The 13,797-nt window shown below is 72.9% G+C and carries 16 protein-coding genes and 1 tRNA gene; 12 read left to right on the top strand and 5 right to left on the bottom strand.

Features of this window, described 5'->3' with window-relative positions; genetic code table 11:
- The first annotated feature begins 28 nt into the window (after positions 1 to 28).
- The 7 genes from HS048_RS15945 (at position 29) to HS048_RS15915 (ending at position 6,688) form a co-directional block, all read left to right on the top strand.
- Entirely contained in the window at positions 29 to 1,534 is a 1,506-nt protein-coding gene (locus HS048_RS15945; protein ID WP_196467333.1) for an ATP-binding protein, read from the top strand.
- On the top strand, positions 1,531 to 1,965 hold the full coding sequence (locus tag HS048_RS15940) for a roadblock/LC7 domain-containing protein (protein WP_068894021.1): 435 nt from the start codon (positions 1,531 to 1,533) through the stop codon (positions 1,963 to 1,965). Before HS048_RS15945 ends, HS048_RS15940 begins: the two co-directional genes overlap by 4 nt.
- A gap of 29 nt (positions 1,966 to 1,994) precedes the next feature.
- Positions 1,995 to 2,321, top strand: coding sequence for a DUF742 domain-containing protein (locus tag HS048_RS15935; RefSeq protein WP_196467332.1), 327 nt, complete (start codon positions 1,995 to 1,997; stop codon positions 2,319 to 2,321).
- On the top strand, positions 2,302 to 2,898 hold the full coding sequence (locus HS048_RS15930; protein ID WP_068894023.1) for an ATP/GTP-binding protein: 597 nt from the start codon (positions 2,302 to 2,304) through the stop codon (positions 2,896 to 2,898). Before HS048_RS15935 ends, HS048_RS15930 begins: the two co-directional genes overlap by 20 nt.
- The gene (locus tag HS048_RS15925) at positions 2,895 to 4,124 is read left to right on the top strand and encodes a cytochrome P450 (protein WP_196467331.1); all 1,230 of its coding nucleotides are present in this window, start codon (positions 2,895 to 2,897) and stop codon (positions 4,122 to 4,124) included. Before HS048_RS15930 ends, HS048_RS15925 begins: the two co-directional genes overlap by 4 nt.
- Positions 4,121 to 5,368, top strand: a complete 1,248-nt coding sequence (locus HS048_RS15920) for a cytochrome P450 (RefSeq protein ID WP_196467330.1) — start codon at positions 4,121 to 4,123, stop codon at positions 5,366 to 5,368. The genes HS048_RS15925 and HS048_RS15920 overlap by 4 nt, the downstream gene beginning before the upstream one ends.
- 336 nt (positions 5,369 to 5,704) lie before the next feature.
- Positions 5,705 to 6,688: a BtrH N-terminal domain-containing protein gene (locus HS048_RS15915; protein ID WP_196467329.1), complete on the top strand. Its 984-nt coding sequence runs from the start codon at positions 5,705 to 5,707 to the stop codon at positions 6,686 to 6,688.
- Positions 6,689 to 6,964: 276 nt separating this feature from the next.
- Here HS048_RS15915 and HS048_RS15910 read toward each other — a convergent pair.
- A tRNA-Pro gene (locus HS048_RS15910) sits at positions 6,965 to 7,041 on the bottom strand.
- A 126-nt stretch (positions 7,042 to 7,167) separates the two neighbouring features.
- On the opposite strand from HS048_RS15910, the gene HS048_RS15905 reads away from it, so the two are divergent.
- From HS048_RS15905 to HS048_RS15890, 4 genes are all read left to right on the top strand, one after another.
- On the top strand, positions 7,168 to 7,608 hold the full coding sequence (locus HS048_RS15905; RefSeq protein ID WP_196467328.1) for a hypothetical protein: 441 nt from the start codon (positions 7,168 to 7,170) through the stop codon (positions 7,606 to 7,608).
- An 85-nt stretch (positions 7,609 to 7,693) separates the two neighbouring features.
- Positions 7,694 to 8,401 (top strand): hypothetical protein, encoded by a 708-nt coding sequence (locus HS048_RS15900; protein ID WP_230880842.1) that lies wholly within the window; start codon positions 7,694 to 7,696, stop codon positions 8,399 to 8,401.
- Positions 8,402 to 8,441: 40 nt separating this feature from the next.
- Entirely contained in the window at positions 8,442 to 9,260 is an 819-nt protein-coding gene (locus tag HS048_RS15895; protein WP_196467327.1) for a hypothetical protein, read from the top strand.
- A gap of 3 nt (positions 9,261 to 9,263) precedes the next feature.
- Positions 9,264 to 9,449: a hypothetical protein gene (locus HS048_RS15890; protein ID WP_068894029.1), complete on the top strand. Its 186-nt coding sequence runs from the start codon at positions 9,264 to 9,266 to the stop codon at positions 9,447 to 9,449.
- Between the two features lie 70 nt (positions 9,450 to 9,519).
- Here HS048_RS15890 and HS048_RS15885 read toward each other — a convergent pair whose 3' ends face one another.
- From HS048_RS15885 to HS048_RS15875, 3 genes are all read right to left on the bottom strand, one after another.
- Positions 9,520 to 10,953 (bottom strand): NAD(P)/FAD-dependent oxidoreductase, encoded by a 1,434-nt coding sequence (locus tag HS048_RS15885; protein WP_196467326.1) that lies wholly within the window; start codon positions 10,951 to 10,953, stop codon positions 9,520 to 9,522.
- A gap of 27 nt (positions 10,954 to 10,980) precedes the next feature.
- On the bottom strand, positions 10,981 to 11,364 hold the full coding sequence (locus HS048_RS15880) for an ATP-binding protein (protein ID WP_230880841.1): 384 nt from the start codon (positions 11,362 to 11,364) through the stop codon (positions 10,981 to 10,983).
- A 257-nt stretch (positions 11,365 to 11,621) separates the two neighbouring features.
- Positions 11,622 to 12,398 carry a SigB/SigF/SigG family RNA polymerase sigma factor gene (locus HS048_RS15875; RefSeq protein ID WP_068894032.1) on the bottom strand — a complete coding sequence of 259 codons (777 nt, stop codon included), beginning with the start codon at positions 12,396 to 12,398 and terminating at the stop codon, positions 11,622 to 11,624.
- A 194-nt stretch (positions 12,399 to 12,592) separates the two neighbouring features.
- Here HS048_RS15875 and HS048_RS15870 point away from each other — a divergent pair, with 194 nt between their 5' ends.
- On the top strand, positions 12,593 to 12,967 hold the full coding sequence (locus tag HS048_RS15870) for an anti-sigma factor antagonist (RefSeq protein ID WP_084007907.1): 375 nt from the start codon (positions 12,593 to 12,595) through the stop codon (positions 12,965 to 12,967).
- A gap of 90 nt (positions 12,968 to 13,057) precedes the next feature.
- On the opposite strand, the gene HS048_RS15865 is transcribed toward HS048_RS15870, so the two are convergent.
- The gene (locus HS048_RS15865) at positions 13,058 to 13,792 is read right to left on the bottom strand and encodes a GAF and ANTAR domain-containing protein (protein ID WP_068894034.1); all 735 of its coding nucleotides are present in this window, start codon (positions 13,790 to 13,792) and stop codon (positions 13,058 to 13,060) included.
- Between the last annotated feature and the right edge of the window lie 5 nt (positions 13,793 to 13,797).

The following is a 13,797-nucleotide window of genomic DNA, read 5'->3' as shown; positions in this document are numbered from 1 at the left end:
CGCCCTGCCCCCCAGCTCAAGGACTCTCATGATCGAACACGTCGTGGCGGAGGTGCTGCTGAGCGGCGGGCTGGCCGCCGCCTGCGGGGCCCTGGCCGTGCGGACCCGGGGCAGGAACGCCGCCGTCCGGGCACGGCACGCCGCCGAGGACGAGGTGGTCAAGGCCAGGATCGAGGCGGCACGGGACCTGGAGAAGGCGCAGCTGCTCTTCGCTCAGGACACCGAGGAGCTGCGCCGGCAGATCACCGTCAACGCCGAGTGGTACCAGACCGCGCTGGAGGAGACCCGGCACCTGGTGGGTCAGCGGCTCCCGGCGCTGCTGGACGCCGAGACCCGCTCCGGCTCGGACGTGGTCGTTCCCGGCCTCCTGCACCCCCTGCTGAAGGGCACGCCGTTCGAGGAGCTCCACCAGGCGGTCGAGGACCTGGTGCGCGAGGCGCTGCAGAACGCCCGGGCCGGCGTCGGCCGGGCGGCCCGCGCCGGTGTCCGCGGCATGGCCGACGAGGCGCAGGCCTTCCTGACCCGGCTGCAGATCAAGATCGACGAGGAGCTGGACAGGCACCCGGCCGCGAGCGCCTACCACCAGAGCCTCATCGACATCGACCACGTCGCGACCCGGAGCCTGCACACGGTCCAGCGCCTGCGCATCCTGACCGGTTCGTGGCCGGGGACGCAGCGGGCCGACTGCACCTTCCGCGAGATCGTGGAGAGCGCCCGCGGCCGCATCGGCCCCTACGACCGCGTCGACCACACCTACCTGCCGGAGGTCGGCGAGCTGTTCGTCGAGGGCCGGGTGGTCGAGCCGATCGTCGTCGCCCTGACCGAGCTGCTGGCCAACGCGACCGACTACTCCAGCGACCCGGTGAGCGTCTACGTGCAGCGGGTGCAGGCCGGCTACCGCATCGTGGTGGAGGACACCGGCCTGGGCATGAACCACTTCCAGCGGACCGCCGCCGAGCGGCTGCTCTCGCACCGCGCGGTCTTCGACGTCACCACCCTGGAGGACGAGCGCAAGCTCGGGTTCGCCGTCATCGGGCGGCTCACCCACGACTACGGGTTCCGCGTCGACGTGAGCGCCCCCTCGGCCGGCGGCGGCGTCAAGGCCGTGCTCGTGGTGCCCGACGGCCTCATGAGCCGGTCCGCCGCGCAGGCCGGGACCCGTACCGCCTCCCGGGAGGCCCCCGCCGTACCGCCCGCCGGGGGCTCCGACGCTCCCGGCCTGCCCGGCGGCGCGCCCCCGGACCCTCCCGCCGCCGAGGCCTCCTCCGGGCAGGCCGGGCCGGTGGCCGCCGAGCTCACCGAACCCACCGGCCCCGCCGAGGCGGCCGTGCCGCTCACGACCGCGCTGGGGCTGCCCAAGCGACAGCCCAGAGACCCCGGGGCGGCGCCCCGGCCCTCGCTCCCGAGCCAGGAGGCCCTCACCGACAGCGGCGATCCCGCCGCACTGGCCGAGGGCTTCGAGCAGATGCGCCGTGCGCTCAGCGAAGGCTACGGCGACAGCGACACCGACCCTGGAGGACGTTCCCGGACATGAGCGACCAGCACACCGCCGACTCCACCGACATGGCCTGGGTCCTGAACAGGCTGACCGAGGAGCCCGGCGTCGTCAACGCCCTGCTGTTCAGCACCGACGGGCTGGTGCTGGCCGCCTCCGACGGCCTGGCCAGGGACGACGCCGACCGTGCGGCGGCCGCCCTGTGCGGGGTCAAGTCGCTGCAGGGGGACTTCACCGCGTTCTGCGGCCTGCCCGACCGCGGATCCCCGCTGCCCATGCGGCACGTGGTCAGCGACCTGAAGGACTTCACCGTCCTGCTGTTCGCCGCCGGCGAGCGCACCGGTCTCGGCGTGGCGGTACGCGGCGGCTCGATGAGCCAGGAGGTCGCGCTCGCCATCACCGCCACCCTGAAGATGATCGCCGGGCTGCGCCCGGTGCTGGCGGCCCGCGAGCGAAGCGGCGGCGCATGAGCCCGCGCGGGCACCGGAGGAACGGCGTGGTGCGCTCCTACACCGCCACCGGCGGCCGCGCCACCCCGTCACGGACCAGCCTGGACGAGGCCACCCTGCTCATCGCCGACGCCAAGCCGCCGCTGGCGGGCCTGCAGGCGCAGGCCCGCCGGGTGATGGACCTGTGCCTGCCCGGGGTGCTGTCGGTCTCGGAGGTGGCGCACCACCTCCGGCTTCCCGGCGCGGTCACCAAGGTGATCGTCTCCGGTCTGGTGGACAGCGGGCACCTGGTCGCCCGCGCGCCCTTCACCGCCACCGCCGACCAGCACGACGAGGACTTCCTGAGAAGGGTTCTGCATGGACTCCAGCAGCTCTGACCGCCGTTACGTCCCGGACCGGGCCCGTTCGGTGAAGGTGCTCGTCCTCGGCCCGTTCGCGGTCGGCAAGACCACCTTCGTGGGGACCGTCTCGGAGATCCGGCCGATGCGCACCGAGGAGCGGATGACCCGCGCGGGGGAACTCGTCGACGACCTCGGCGGCCTGCGGGGCAAGGTCACCACCACCGTCGCCATGGACTTCGGCCGGGTCACCCTGGCCGACGACATCGTGCTCTACCTCTTCGGGGCCCCCGGCCAGCCGCGCTTCCACCGCATGGTCCACTCGCTGATGGAAGGCGCCCTGGGCGGACTGGTCCTGGTCGACACGCGGCGGATCGACGAGAGTTTCGACTCGATCGACCTGCTGGAGTCCGCCCGCCTGCCGTACACCGTCGCCGTCAACCACTTCGACGGCGCACCCCGCTACGACGACGCCGCCCTGCGCGACGCGCTCACCATGGCCGACGACAGGCCTCTGGTGTGGCTGGACGCCCGCACGCGCGACTCGGCCAAGCAGGGGCTGATCTCCCTCGTCACCGACATCCTCAGCCGTCCCCGCCCGGAGCCCGCCCGATGACCCAGCACCCGGCCCCCATCCCCCAGCTGTTCGGCGAGGACTTCGCCGCCCGGCCGCAGGACGCCTACGCCGCCCTGCGCGCGCACGGCCCCGTAGCGTGGGCCGAGATCGCCCCCGCCGTGTACGCGCTGGTCGTCACCAGCCACCGCGCCGCGGTCACGCTGCTCAACGACACCGCCACCTACAGCAAGGACAGCCGCTCCTGGGCCGCGCTGCACAGCGGGCAGGTCCCCCCCGACAGCCCGGTCCTGGCGATCATGGCCTACCGGCCGAACCTGCTCTACGCCGACGGCCGGGAGCACGAACGGCTCCGGGGAGCGATCGAGGACTGCGCGGCCCGCATCGACCTGCACGAACTCCGGGAGAGCACCCAGCGCCACTCGCTCGGGCTCATCTCCCGCTTCGCCCCGGCCGGCCGGGCCGACCTGATGACCGAGTTCGCCGACACGATACCGCTGCTGGTCTTCACCGACATCCTCGGCTGTCCCGCCCCGATGGTCGGCCGCATGGTCGCCGGCTCCCAGGGCCTGATCAGCGCCGGCCCGGAGGCGATGCAGGCCGCGGCCGATTTCGCCCGGTGCCTGGCCGAGCTCATCGAGATGAAGAAGACCGCGCCGGGGCGGGACTTCACCTCCTGGATGCTCGCCCACCCCGCCGGGCTCGCCTCCGAGGAGATCCTCCAGCAGCTGTTCTGCTTCGTCGGCGCCGGCGTCATCCCCACGGCCGCCTGGATCGCCTCCGGCCTGCGGCTGCTGCTGGAGGACGACGCCTACGCCGGCGACCTGACCGGCGGCGCGGTCACCGTACGCCGCGCCATGGAGCAGGTGCTGTGGACCCGCTCGCCGATGGCCAACTTCGCCGTGCACTTCGCCCGGCGCGCCACGATGCTGCACGGCGTCCCCATCCCGCCCGGCGTGCCCATCCTCATCAGTCACGCCGCCACCGGCACCGACCCGCAGCTGCCGCCGGGCCTCGGCCACGACAACCGCTCCCACCTGGCCTGGTCGGCCGGTCCGCACCGCTGCCCGGCCGACAGCCATGCCGCCGTCATCGCCCAGACCGCCATCGAGACGCTCCTCGACCGGCTCTGGGACCTGGAGCTCACCGACGTCGGCGTCCCCAACCGGCACGGTCCCTTCCACCAGTGCCCCGCCGCCCTGGGCGTTCGTTTCCGTCCGCAACCGGCCGACGCCCTCACCGCCTCACCCCCCGGAGGTTCCACATGACCACCAGCACCGGCACCCCCGCCGGCACCCCGGCCGTGCTCGACACGACCGGCCGGCTCCTGTACGAGCAGGCCGAGCACCTGCGCGCCGGCGGGCCCGCCGTACGCGTCGAGATGCCCGGCGGCCTCGTCGCCTGGTCCGTCAGCAGGGGCGACGTCGCCAAGCGGCTCCTGGTCCACCCGCACGTCTCCAAGGACGCGCGGGCGAGCTGGCCCGGCTACCGGCCCGGGGCCCACCCCTGGCTGACCGCCTGGGTCGACGTGGTCAGCATGTTCACCTCGGACGGCGCCGACCACAAGCGGCTCAAGGACCTGGTCGCCCGGGCGTTCACGGCCCGCCGGATCGACGCCATGCGCCCCGCCGTCGAAACGATCGTCACCGGTCTGCTCGACGCCCTGGAGAAGCTGCGGACCGACGCGCCGGACCGGCCGGTCGACCTGCGCACCGCCTTCTCCTACCCGGTGCCCACCCGGGTGATCTGCGACCTGTTCGGCGTCCCGGACGACCAGCGCCCCGGCATGCTCCGGGTCATCGACGCCATCCTGGACACCAGCGCCTCCCCCGAGCAGGCCGGCCGTACCCGCGACGATCTGTTCGCCGCCATGCACGCCCTCATCACGGCCAAACGCGCCGCTCCCGGCAACGACATGACCAGCCTCCTGCTCGCGGCGCAGCAGGAGGACGGCGACCGGCTCAGCGAGGCCGAACTGATCAGCACCCTGATCCTGATGATCGGAGCGGGGTCGGAGACCGCGGTCGCGCTGATCGACCACGCGGTCGTCGAGCTGCTCTCCCATCCCGGCCAGCTGTCCGTCGCGCTCGGCGACCCGGCCCGCTGGGACGACGTCGTCGAGGAGACGCTCCGCAAGCATCCGCCGATCATGCACCTGCCCCTGAGGTACGCCACCGCCGACATCGATCTCGGCGAGGGCGTCACCCTGCGCGCGGGCGACCTGCTCCTGATCGCGTTCGGCGCGCACGGCCGCGACCCGGAGGCCAACCCCGAACCGGACCGGTTCGACATCGACCGGACCGACCGCCAGCACCTGGCGTTCGGCTACGGCATCCACTACTGCCTGGGCGCTCCGCTGGCCCGGCTGGAAGCCCGCGTCGCCCTGCCCGCCCTGTTCGAGCGCTTCCCCCGCCTGCGCCTGGCGGGTGAGCGCACGTCACTGTCTCCGCAGCCGTCCTTCATCGGCAACGACTACCGGGAGCTCCCCGTCCTGCTGGGACCGGTCGGCTGATCCATCGACTGATCCATCGCGCCGGGCGGGCCCGCCCGGCGCGATGCCGTACGAAGACGACGGGACTCCTGGCGGAACGGCGACCCGACACCACCCGGACCGACAGGGGTTCCCCCGCGCTCGACGAGCATATGACATGCCGGTGGCCGGGCGCAGGCGAACGCCGGACCCGCCGGCGCCGTCGCCGACGGCCCTCCCCGTCCGGGCCGGCTCCCGGAGCCGCCGCCCCGTCGCGCGGCTGGACTCTCCCTCCGTGGGAGGCCTCATGCTGCTCCCAGCGGTCGATCACGCGCCGAGGACGGCGGACCGTTCTCCGCGCAGGCATGAGAGGGACACATGACCATCGTGAAGGGCGTCGAGGCCCGTGGCACGCACCACTGCGAGACGACGGCGCTGGGAGTGCTGCTGCGGCACGAGGGGCTCGACCTGTCCGAGCCCATGCTGTTCGGGCTGGGCTCGGGCCTGTCCTTCGTCTACTGGGACGGCAGGGGCATGGCGTTCCCCTTTCTCGGAGGCCGCGTCAAGCCCTTCGAGCTCACCAGGAACCTGGCCGCCAGGCTGGGGCTGACGCTGACGGTCCGGGAGACCTCCTCGCCGCGCAAGGCGTGGGAGAACGCGGCCGCCCCCGTCGACGCCGGCCGGCCGGTCGGCCTCCAGCTCGACTGCCACCATCTGGACTACTTCCGCTCCAAGGTGCACTTCGGCGGTCACGTCGTCGCCATGTACGGCTACGACGAGCACGACGTCCACCTCGTCGACACCGGCCAGCAGGGCGGAGCGGTGCGCACCAGCCGGGCGAGCCTCGCCGCGGCGCGGGCCGAGCGGGGCCCGATGACCGCCAGGAACCGGTCCTTCACCATCGGCCTGCCGGCTCACCCGCTCTCCTGGCAGGAGCGGATCATCCCCGCCGTCAGAGCCTGCGCCGAGGCCTTCCTCGCCGCTCCCATCGCGAACCTGGGCCACCGCGGCATCGAGAAGGCCGGCAGGCAGGTGCCCGGATGGCTGCTGCGGGCCGGCGACCCGCAGCGGGACCTGCCGCAGGCCGCCCTCCTCATGGAACATGGAGGCACCGGAGGCGCCCTGTTCCGCGTCCTCTACCGCGACTTCCTCGCCGAGTGCACCCGGCTGATCGACGACGACGGCCTCCGCACCGGTCACCGGCTGTACGCCGAGGCCGCCGTCCTGTGGACGGAGGTGTCCGCACTGATCGCGAAGGCCGGGGAGAGCGGCGACGCCGGATGCCTGGAGCAGGCCGGCGTCATCCTGCACGATCTCTCGCGCATCGAGAAGGACGCCATGCAGGTGCTGCGCCGGCTGTGAGCCGGAGAGGCTCGGCATCGAGGTCCGTCGTGCCGTCTGCCGATCTCGCCGGGTGTACGGATGAGGTTCCGGCGCTCGTCGGCCGCAGTGCGACGGCCGGCACGGAGGCGGTCCACCGCAGGCGGATCCGCCCGGTGACGCCCGGTGACGCCCGGTGACGCCGAGGCTGTGGGACCGATCTTCACTTGAACGGAGCGGTGGTCACCGGGACGGTCACCCGGAATGCAGAAAGGGTGTCTCCCTTGCGGGTGACACCCTTGCCGACCAGCCTAAGCGTGGTCGGGACGACAGGATTTGAACCTGCGACCCCTTGACCCCCAGTCAAGTGCGCTACCAAGCTGCGCTACGTCCCGGTTTGTCCGTTCGGCCCTTGCGGGCCGCCCCTCTCGGGCGGACGTCATAACCTTAGCGCAGATCGAGTGGACATGTGCACGCCGAGGCGTTCGCCGGGCGAAGTGATCGACTGAAGGGCGGGGCGTGTGGGGCGCAGGGCGCTGATCGACCACGAGGAGCTGCGGCGGCTGGCTGGGCAGGGGGTGTCGAACGCGGAGCTGGCCGCGCGGTTCGGGGTGAGCGAGTCCGGCATCCTGCAGGCCAAGCGGGCCGCGGGGCTGTCGAAGCCGATGCTCGACCACTCCCGCGCGATCCCGTGGAAGCTGAACCGCGCGCACACCCAGTCCGGCCCGGCGACGAACCTGCGCAACCTGTCGTCGGTCGCCCAGGGCCGCACGATCCCTCCGGAGAAGCTCAACACGGCCCTGCGCTGGGCGGACCGGCTGGTCGCCGCGGGGCTGGACGTCGACTACGACCCGGAGCTCGGTTTCCGGGAGGTCCCGGCCGCCGCCTTCGGGGAGTCGCTCGTCGGGACGGTCCTCGCCGAGGCCCGCGGGGCCCTGCCCGACGGTCGCCCCGGGCCCTGATCCCCCGGTCTCGTCGGCGGTTTCGAGGCGGCCCCTCGGGGCAGCGCACGAAAGCAACCGCTGACACAACCGACCGGAGGCCCACATGTCCGCCGATACCCTCGTCTGGGTGGCCGCCGTCGTGGTCGCGGTGGTGGCGATCGTCGCAGTCGGCTACGCCGTACTGCGGCAACGACGCCGGCACCGGCTCCGCGACCGGTTCGGCCCCGAGTACGACCGGACCGTGCGCGAGCGCGAGAACCGGCGCGAGGCCGAGCAGGAGCTCCTCGCCCGCGAGCAGCGTTTCGACTCCCTGGACATCCGCCCGCTCAGCCCCGAGGCGCGCCAGGCCTACGCCAAGAAGTGGACCGAGGTCCAGGAGCGCTTCGTGGACGCTCCCGGTTTCTCGGTCACCGAGGCCGACCAGTTGGTGACCTCGGTGATGGCCGACCGGGGCTATCCGACCGAGGACTTCGAGCAGCGGATCGCCGACCTGTCGGTGGCCCACGGCCGCACCCTCGACCACTACCGCAAGGCCCACGAGATCAGCGGCCGCGCCGTCCGCCAGGCGGCCTCCACCGAGGAGCTCCGGCAGGCCATGGTGCACTACCGGGCCCTGTTCGAGGAGCTGCTGGAGGCCCCCGGGTCCCGCGGCGCGGACGACGGCTCCCCCCGGAACGCCCCCCGGAGCGGCTCTCCGCGGAACGGCTCCCCGCGGGAAGGCTCCCTCGGGGAGCGCCCCTCCCGCGACCACTCCCCCCGGCACGCGGAGGCGGGCTCCGGGCAGGCCCGCGAGGACACGCGGACCGACTGAGGATCGCAGACCCCCAATCCCCCTGAGGACGGTGAACCGTATGAACGACCGACCCGACCGAGACTCGGACCGCCGCACCTCCGAACGCGTCGCCGACCGTCTGGTGCACCCGCGCGACGACGGCCGCGGAAACCGCCACGACGACGGGCTCAGCGACACGGGCCCCCTGGTGCCTCCCCCGCGCGCCGACGCGGTGCCCTCCGGAACCGGTACGGCCCACGCCTCCGGGGACGGCGCGACCCACGGACCCTCCGGCCACGGCGCGGCCCACGACGACGCGCCCGCCGGCCGGCCCGGTGACCTGCCGGACGCCGAGCCGCCCGCCACCGACGCCGACCGCGTCGTGGCCGCCGGTTCCGCGGCGTCCGGCGGCGCGCACACCGCGAACCCGGATCCGGCCCACAGCGGCGCCGAGTACGCCGCGGTCCCGGACGGCGCGGCCGGAGACCGGACGGCCTCCGACGGCCCGCTCCACGAGAGCACCCCCGTCCCCGGGCCCTCCGCGCCGCGGTCCTCCGCCCGCCTCTCGCTCCTCGACGAGGACCCCGAGGACGTACGGCGGCGCTGGCAGGAGGTCCAGGTGGGCTTCGTGGACGACCCGCGCAGGGCCGTGGAGCGCGCCGACTCGCTCCTGGACGAGGTGACGGCCGCGATCCGCTCCGCGCTGGAGGCCCGGGCCTCCGATCTGCGGAGCCGCTGGAAGAACGCCGAGCAGGCCGACACCGAGCTGCTCCGTACGGCCCTGCGCGACTACCGGTCGGTGCTGGAGCAGTTGCTGGAGCTGTCGGCTCCGTCCACCGCGTCCGGCGGCGCGCCCGCTCCGTCGCCCGCGTCCCCCATGTCGTCCCGGAAGAGGTGACCCATGCTCGCGATCGCCGCCGCCATCGTGTTCGGTCTCGGCCTGCTGCTCGATCTGATCGGCGCCAGGCTCGGGGCCGGCATCACCGGCACGACCTTCATCCTGCTCGGACTCCTGCTGCTCGCCCTGCACCAGGCCGGCGTCGGCACCGCCGGCTGGCGCGGCGGAGGCTGGCGGCGCAGGAGGTGAGGGCGCCCCGGCGGGAGCCGGGACGAGGACAGGCCGGAAGACGGGAACGGGAGGGCGGTGCTCACGGTTCTCACCGGCGCTCGGCCGGGGACGGGGAGCCGGACCGCGCTTCCGGAACCGGGGAGCCGGACCGCTCCTCCGCGGCCCGCGGTCCCGGCCGCCCTTCCTGCGACGGGTGCTCCGCCCGCTCCGGGAAACGGGACTCCGGGCGGGCCGCGAACTCGAACTCCTTGCGGGGATCGGACAGCGCGCCGAGCGAGGTGATCTCCCGGCGGAAGAACAGGGCGAGCGTCCAGTCGATCAGTACCCGCACCTTCCGGTTGAAGGTCGGCACCCGTGACAGGTGGTAGGTCCGGTGCATGAACCAGGCGGGGAAGCCCCGCAGCTTGCGGCCGTAGATCTGGGCCACGCCCCGGTGCAGGCCCAGGCTGGCGACCGATCCCGCGTAGGCGTGCCGGTAGGCCTTCCGGTCCGTGCCGCGCAGAGCGGCCACCACGTTGTCCGCCAGCGTCCGGGCCTGCCGTACGGCGTGCTGGGCGTTGGGCGCGCACGTCTGCCCGGGCTTGGTCAGGTCCGGCACGGCGGCGCAGTCTCCGGCGGTGAAGACGGCGGGATGCCCCTCGACCGTCAGCTCGGCGGTGGCCCTGACCCTGCCCCGGTCGTCCAGGGGGAGGCCGCTGGCCCGCACGAGCGGGTGGGGCTTGACCCCGGCGGTCCACACGAGCGTGGCGGAGTCGAACTCCCCGCCGTCGTCGAGGACGACGCGGCCCCCTTCGGCCGACTCGATGCGGGTGTTCAGCCGGACGTCGATGCCGCGCGCGCGGAGCTGCTCCAGCGTCCACCGGCCCATGTCGGGGCCGACCTCGGGCAGGATGCGGCCGGTGGCCTCGACCAGGATCCAGCGCATGTCGCCGGGGTCGACGGACGGGAAGTAGCGGCAGGCGTCCCGCGCCATGTCCTCCAGCTCGGCCAGCGCTTCGACGCCGGCGTAGCCGCCGCCGACGAACACGAAGGTCAGCGCCCGGGAGCGGATCTCCTCGTCCTCGGTGGAGGCCGCCAGGTCGAGCTGGGCCAGGACGTGGTTGCGCAGGTGGATGGCCTCCTCGACGGTCTTGAAGCCGATGCCGCACTCGGCCACGCCCGGGATGGGCAGCAGGCGCGAGACCGAGCCGGGCGCGAAGACGAGGATGTCGTAGGGGAGGGTGCGCGGCGGCCCCTGGTGCGGGTGGACCTCCAGGGTCCGGGCCTGCAGGTCGACGCCGACCGCCCAGCCGTTGACGATCTCGCATCTGTGCAGGACCCGGCGGAGCGGGACGACGACGTGCCGGGGCTCGATGTTCCCGGCCGCCGCCTCCGGCAGGAAGGGCTGGTAGGTCATGTAGGAGTCGGCGTCGACGACGGTGACGCGGGCCTCGCCGCGGCGGAGCCTGCGCTGCAGGCGCAGGGCGGTGTACATGCCGACGTAACCGCCACCGACGATCAGAATGCGGGGAATGTGACTCATGTCCGGCCCCTACCCGGAAAGGCGGCCTCAGATCGTGAAGGACATCGTGACGGCCGTCCCGTTCGGGCCGGTCCGGAAGTCGATGTCGGAGCTGACCATCCGGGCCACCCACAGCCCCATGCCGCTGGTGGCGAAGGGGCCGGGAGGGGTGGTCCCGGGGGTCGTCTCGGGGACCCACCGGCCCTCGTCGTGGACCTCCACGACGAGGGTCCCGTCCTCGGCCCACATCCGCAGCAGCGCCTTGGCGCTGGCGTGCCCGTGGGTGACGGCGTTGGTGGCGACCTCGTTCACCGCCACCAGGAAGTCGGGCAGGCGTTCCTCCGCCATCCCGCTGCGCAGGGCGTGCACGGTGGCGAACTCGCGCACCTGCGGCAGGTCCGGCAGGCAGAAGGCGAGTTCGGCCCGGGCCATCCGCGCCGGGCCGCCTCCGGCGGGTGGGGACCCGTCCGCGGAAGCCGTCTCACCGAGGGGCGGCGCGCCCTCGAAGGAAGGCCGAAGCCGGTCGTCGGCCGCCTGAAAGCGAGCCGGACGAGCACCGTCCTCGTTCACCCGTGAACCGCCTCCCCCGCCCCGTGGCACCAGCACCGTGAGTGCCCGGGACTCATCGGAACGCACTCTATGCCACCTAGGCTCCCGCCGACTGAGCTGCCCCGCAACCAGGGTCATATTCAGGCTTCGGCGAGAAGTTCGGCGCGCAACTGGTCCAGCACCTTACGCAGAATCCGGGAGACGTGCATCTGGGAGATGCCGAACTCCGCCGCGATCTCGGCCTGGGTGAGGTTCCCGAAGAAGCGCAGGAGCAGGATGTTCTTCTCCCGCGGCGGCAGCTTGTCGATCAGGGGCTTGACCGCCTCCCGGTCCACCAGCACCGACAGCGCGTCGTCCTCGTCGGGGATGACGTCCCCCAGGGCGGCCGTGTCGTCGTCCGCCCCGAGCGGCGCGTCGAGGGAGAGCGCGCTGTAGGCGGCGGAGGCGTCGAGGGTGAGCAGCACGTCCTCTTCGCTGATCTTCATCTTCTCGGCGAGCTCGGCGACGGTCGGGGCGCGGCCGAACTCCTGGCTCAGGTCGGAGACCAGGCGGTTCAGCTCCGCCCGCCGCTCCTGGTAGACGCGGGGCACGCGGATGGCCCAGGTGCGGTCGCGGAAGTGCCGCTTGACCTCGCCGGTCATCGTGACGACGGCGTATCCCCGGAAGGGGTGGCCCAGGGTCGGGTCGAAGCCGTTGATGGCCTTCATCAGGCCGACGTACGCGGCCTGGAGGAGGTCCTCGAGGGGCTCGCCCCGGTAGCGGTAGCGGCGGGCGATCTCCATCGCCAGCGGGCGGTGCATCTCGACGATGCGCTCACGCAGTCGCTCTGCGCGGTATTCAGAGATTTCAGGCGAGACCATCTCCGCCAGAAGGTCCTCGGCGGTCATGTCGTTGAGTTCGAGTGCCTGAACAGACATTGCTGCTCCCTGATATGACTGTCGGGCGGCGCCGAAGCCAGCGGAGCAGTATCCGGGCAGACGGCATCGCCTCGACCACGTTTCGAGGCGAGGCCCTCTGCTGGACCTCGTCTCGAGTATTCCCCAGATTCCGGGAGTATTACTCCCCGCCAGGTAACAGTAAGGTTGCTATGCGAACCGCGAGGAGGGTCTGGGTGACGGTGTCGAACAACGGTGATGGATCAGCCCTGGCCCTGGCGTCGGCGACCGTGAGCGGAGTGAACGTGATCCGGGTGACGGGCCTGCTCGACGCCACGACCAGGGACCAGTTCGCCGACTACCTCGCCGCGGAGGCCGCCGAGCACGGCATCGACATGGTCCTGGACCTCGGCGGCGTCACCTTCATGGACTCGCGCGCCCTGGGCCTCATCGTGCACCAGTGGCAGGTCAGCACCCAGGCCGGCGGACGGTTCGCCCTGATCGGGGTGGAGTACGCCAAGACCAAGGTGATGTGGATCACCGGCCTGGCCCAGCGGCTGCCGCTCTACGACACGCTCGACGACGCGCTGGCGGCGTTCGAGCGGTCCTGACCGCAGGGGCCGCCCGTTCCCTGCCCGTTCCCCGGCCGGCCCCGGCCTCCGGGAGTCCGTCCCCGACCGCGTCCCGGAGCGGAGCGGCCCTCAGAGCACCTGGTCCGGCCGGACCGACCGGCCGCCCCGGCTGCGCTGGTGCTCGTCGACCAGGAGCCTGGCCAGGTCGGCGACCTTCACCTGGTGGTGCTGGGAGACCCGGCGCAGCTCGTCGAAGGCCTCCTCGGCGGAGCAGCCGCTGGACTTCATGATGATGCCCTTGGCCTGGTCGATGACGGCGCGCCCGGCCAGCGCCTCCTGCATCTGCGCCGCGTCGGTCCGGACCTCGTCGTAGTCCCACATGTTGGCCAGGGCCACGGTCACCTGCTCGGCCAGCATCTCGGCCAGCGGGGTCACGTTCCGGGTGGCGAAGACGCCGGGGCGCACGCCGTACAGGCCGAGGACCAGGACCGCGCGCTCGACGGTGATCGGCATCGCCAGGACGGAGCGGACCCCGCAGCGGACCGCCATCGCCGTGTAGTCGGGCCAGCGGGTCTCCCGCAGGACGTCCTGCACGATCACGTGGCGGCCGGTGGAGCGCGCCTCCGCGCAGGGCCCCCGGCCCAGCCCGCTCTCGCTGTCGACGAGCACGACGAGCTCGCTGTGCGAGGCCGAGACCACCAGCCGCTCCTCCCGCCAGAGCTCGGCGGACCCGCCCGCGCAGCCGGGCACGCCGCCCGCGAGGGTGGCGGTCAGCCCGCACAGCACGCTCTCGCTGGAGGTCTCCTCGCTCACCCTGCCGAGGGCGGCGAGATCTCGGGCGAGAACGGGGGTCATCATGTCCATGTGAT

Source organism: Planomonospora sp. ID91781 (assembly GCF_015711595.1).
In the GTDB taxonomy this organism is placed as follows: Bacteria; Actinomycetota; Actinomycetes; order Streptosporangiales; family Streptosporangiaceae; genus Planomonospora; species Planomonospora parontospora.
This window is presented reverse-complemented; position numbering and strand designations above follow the sequence as displayed.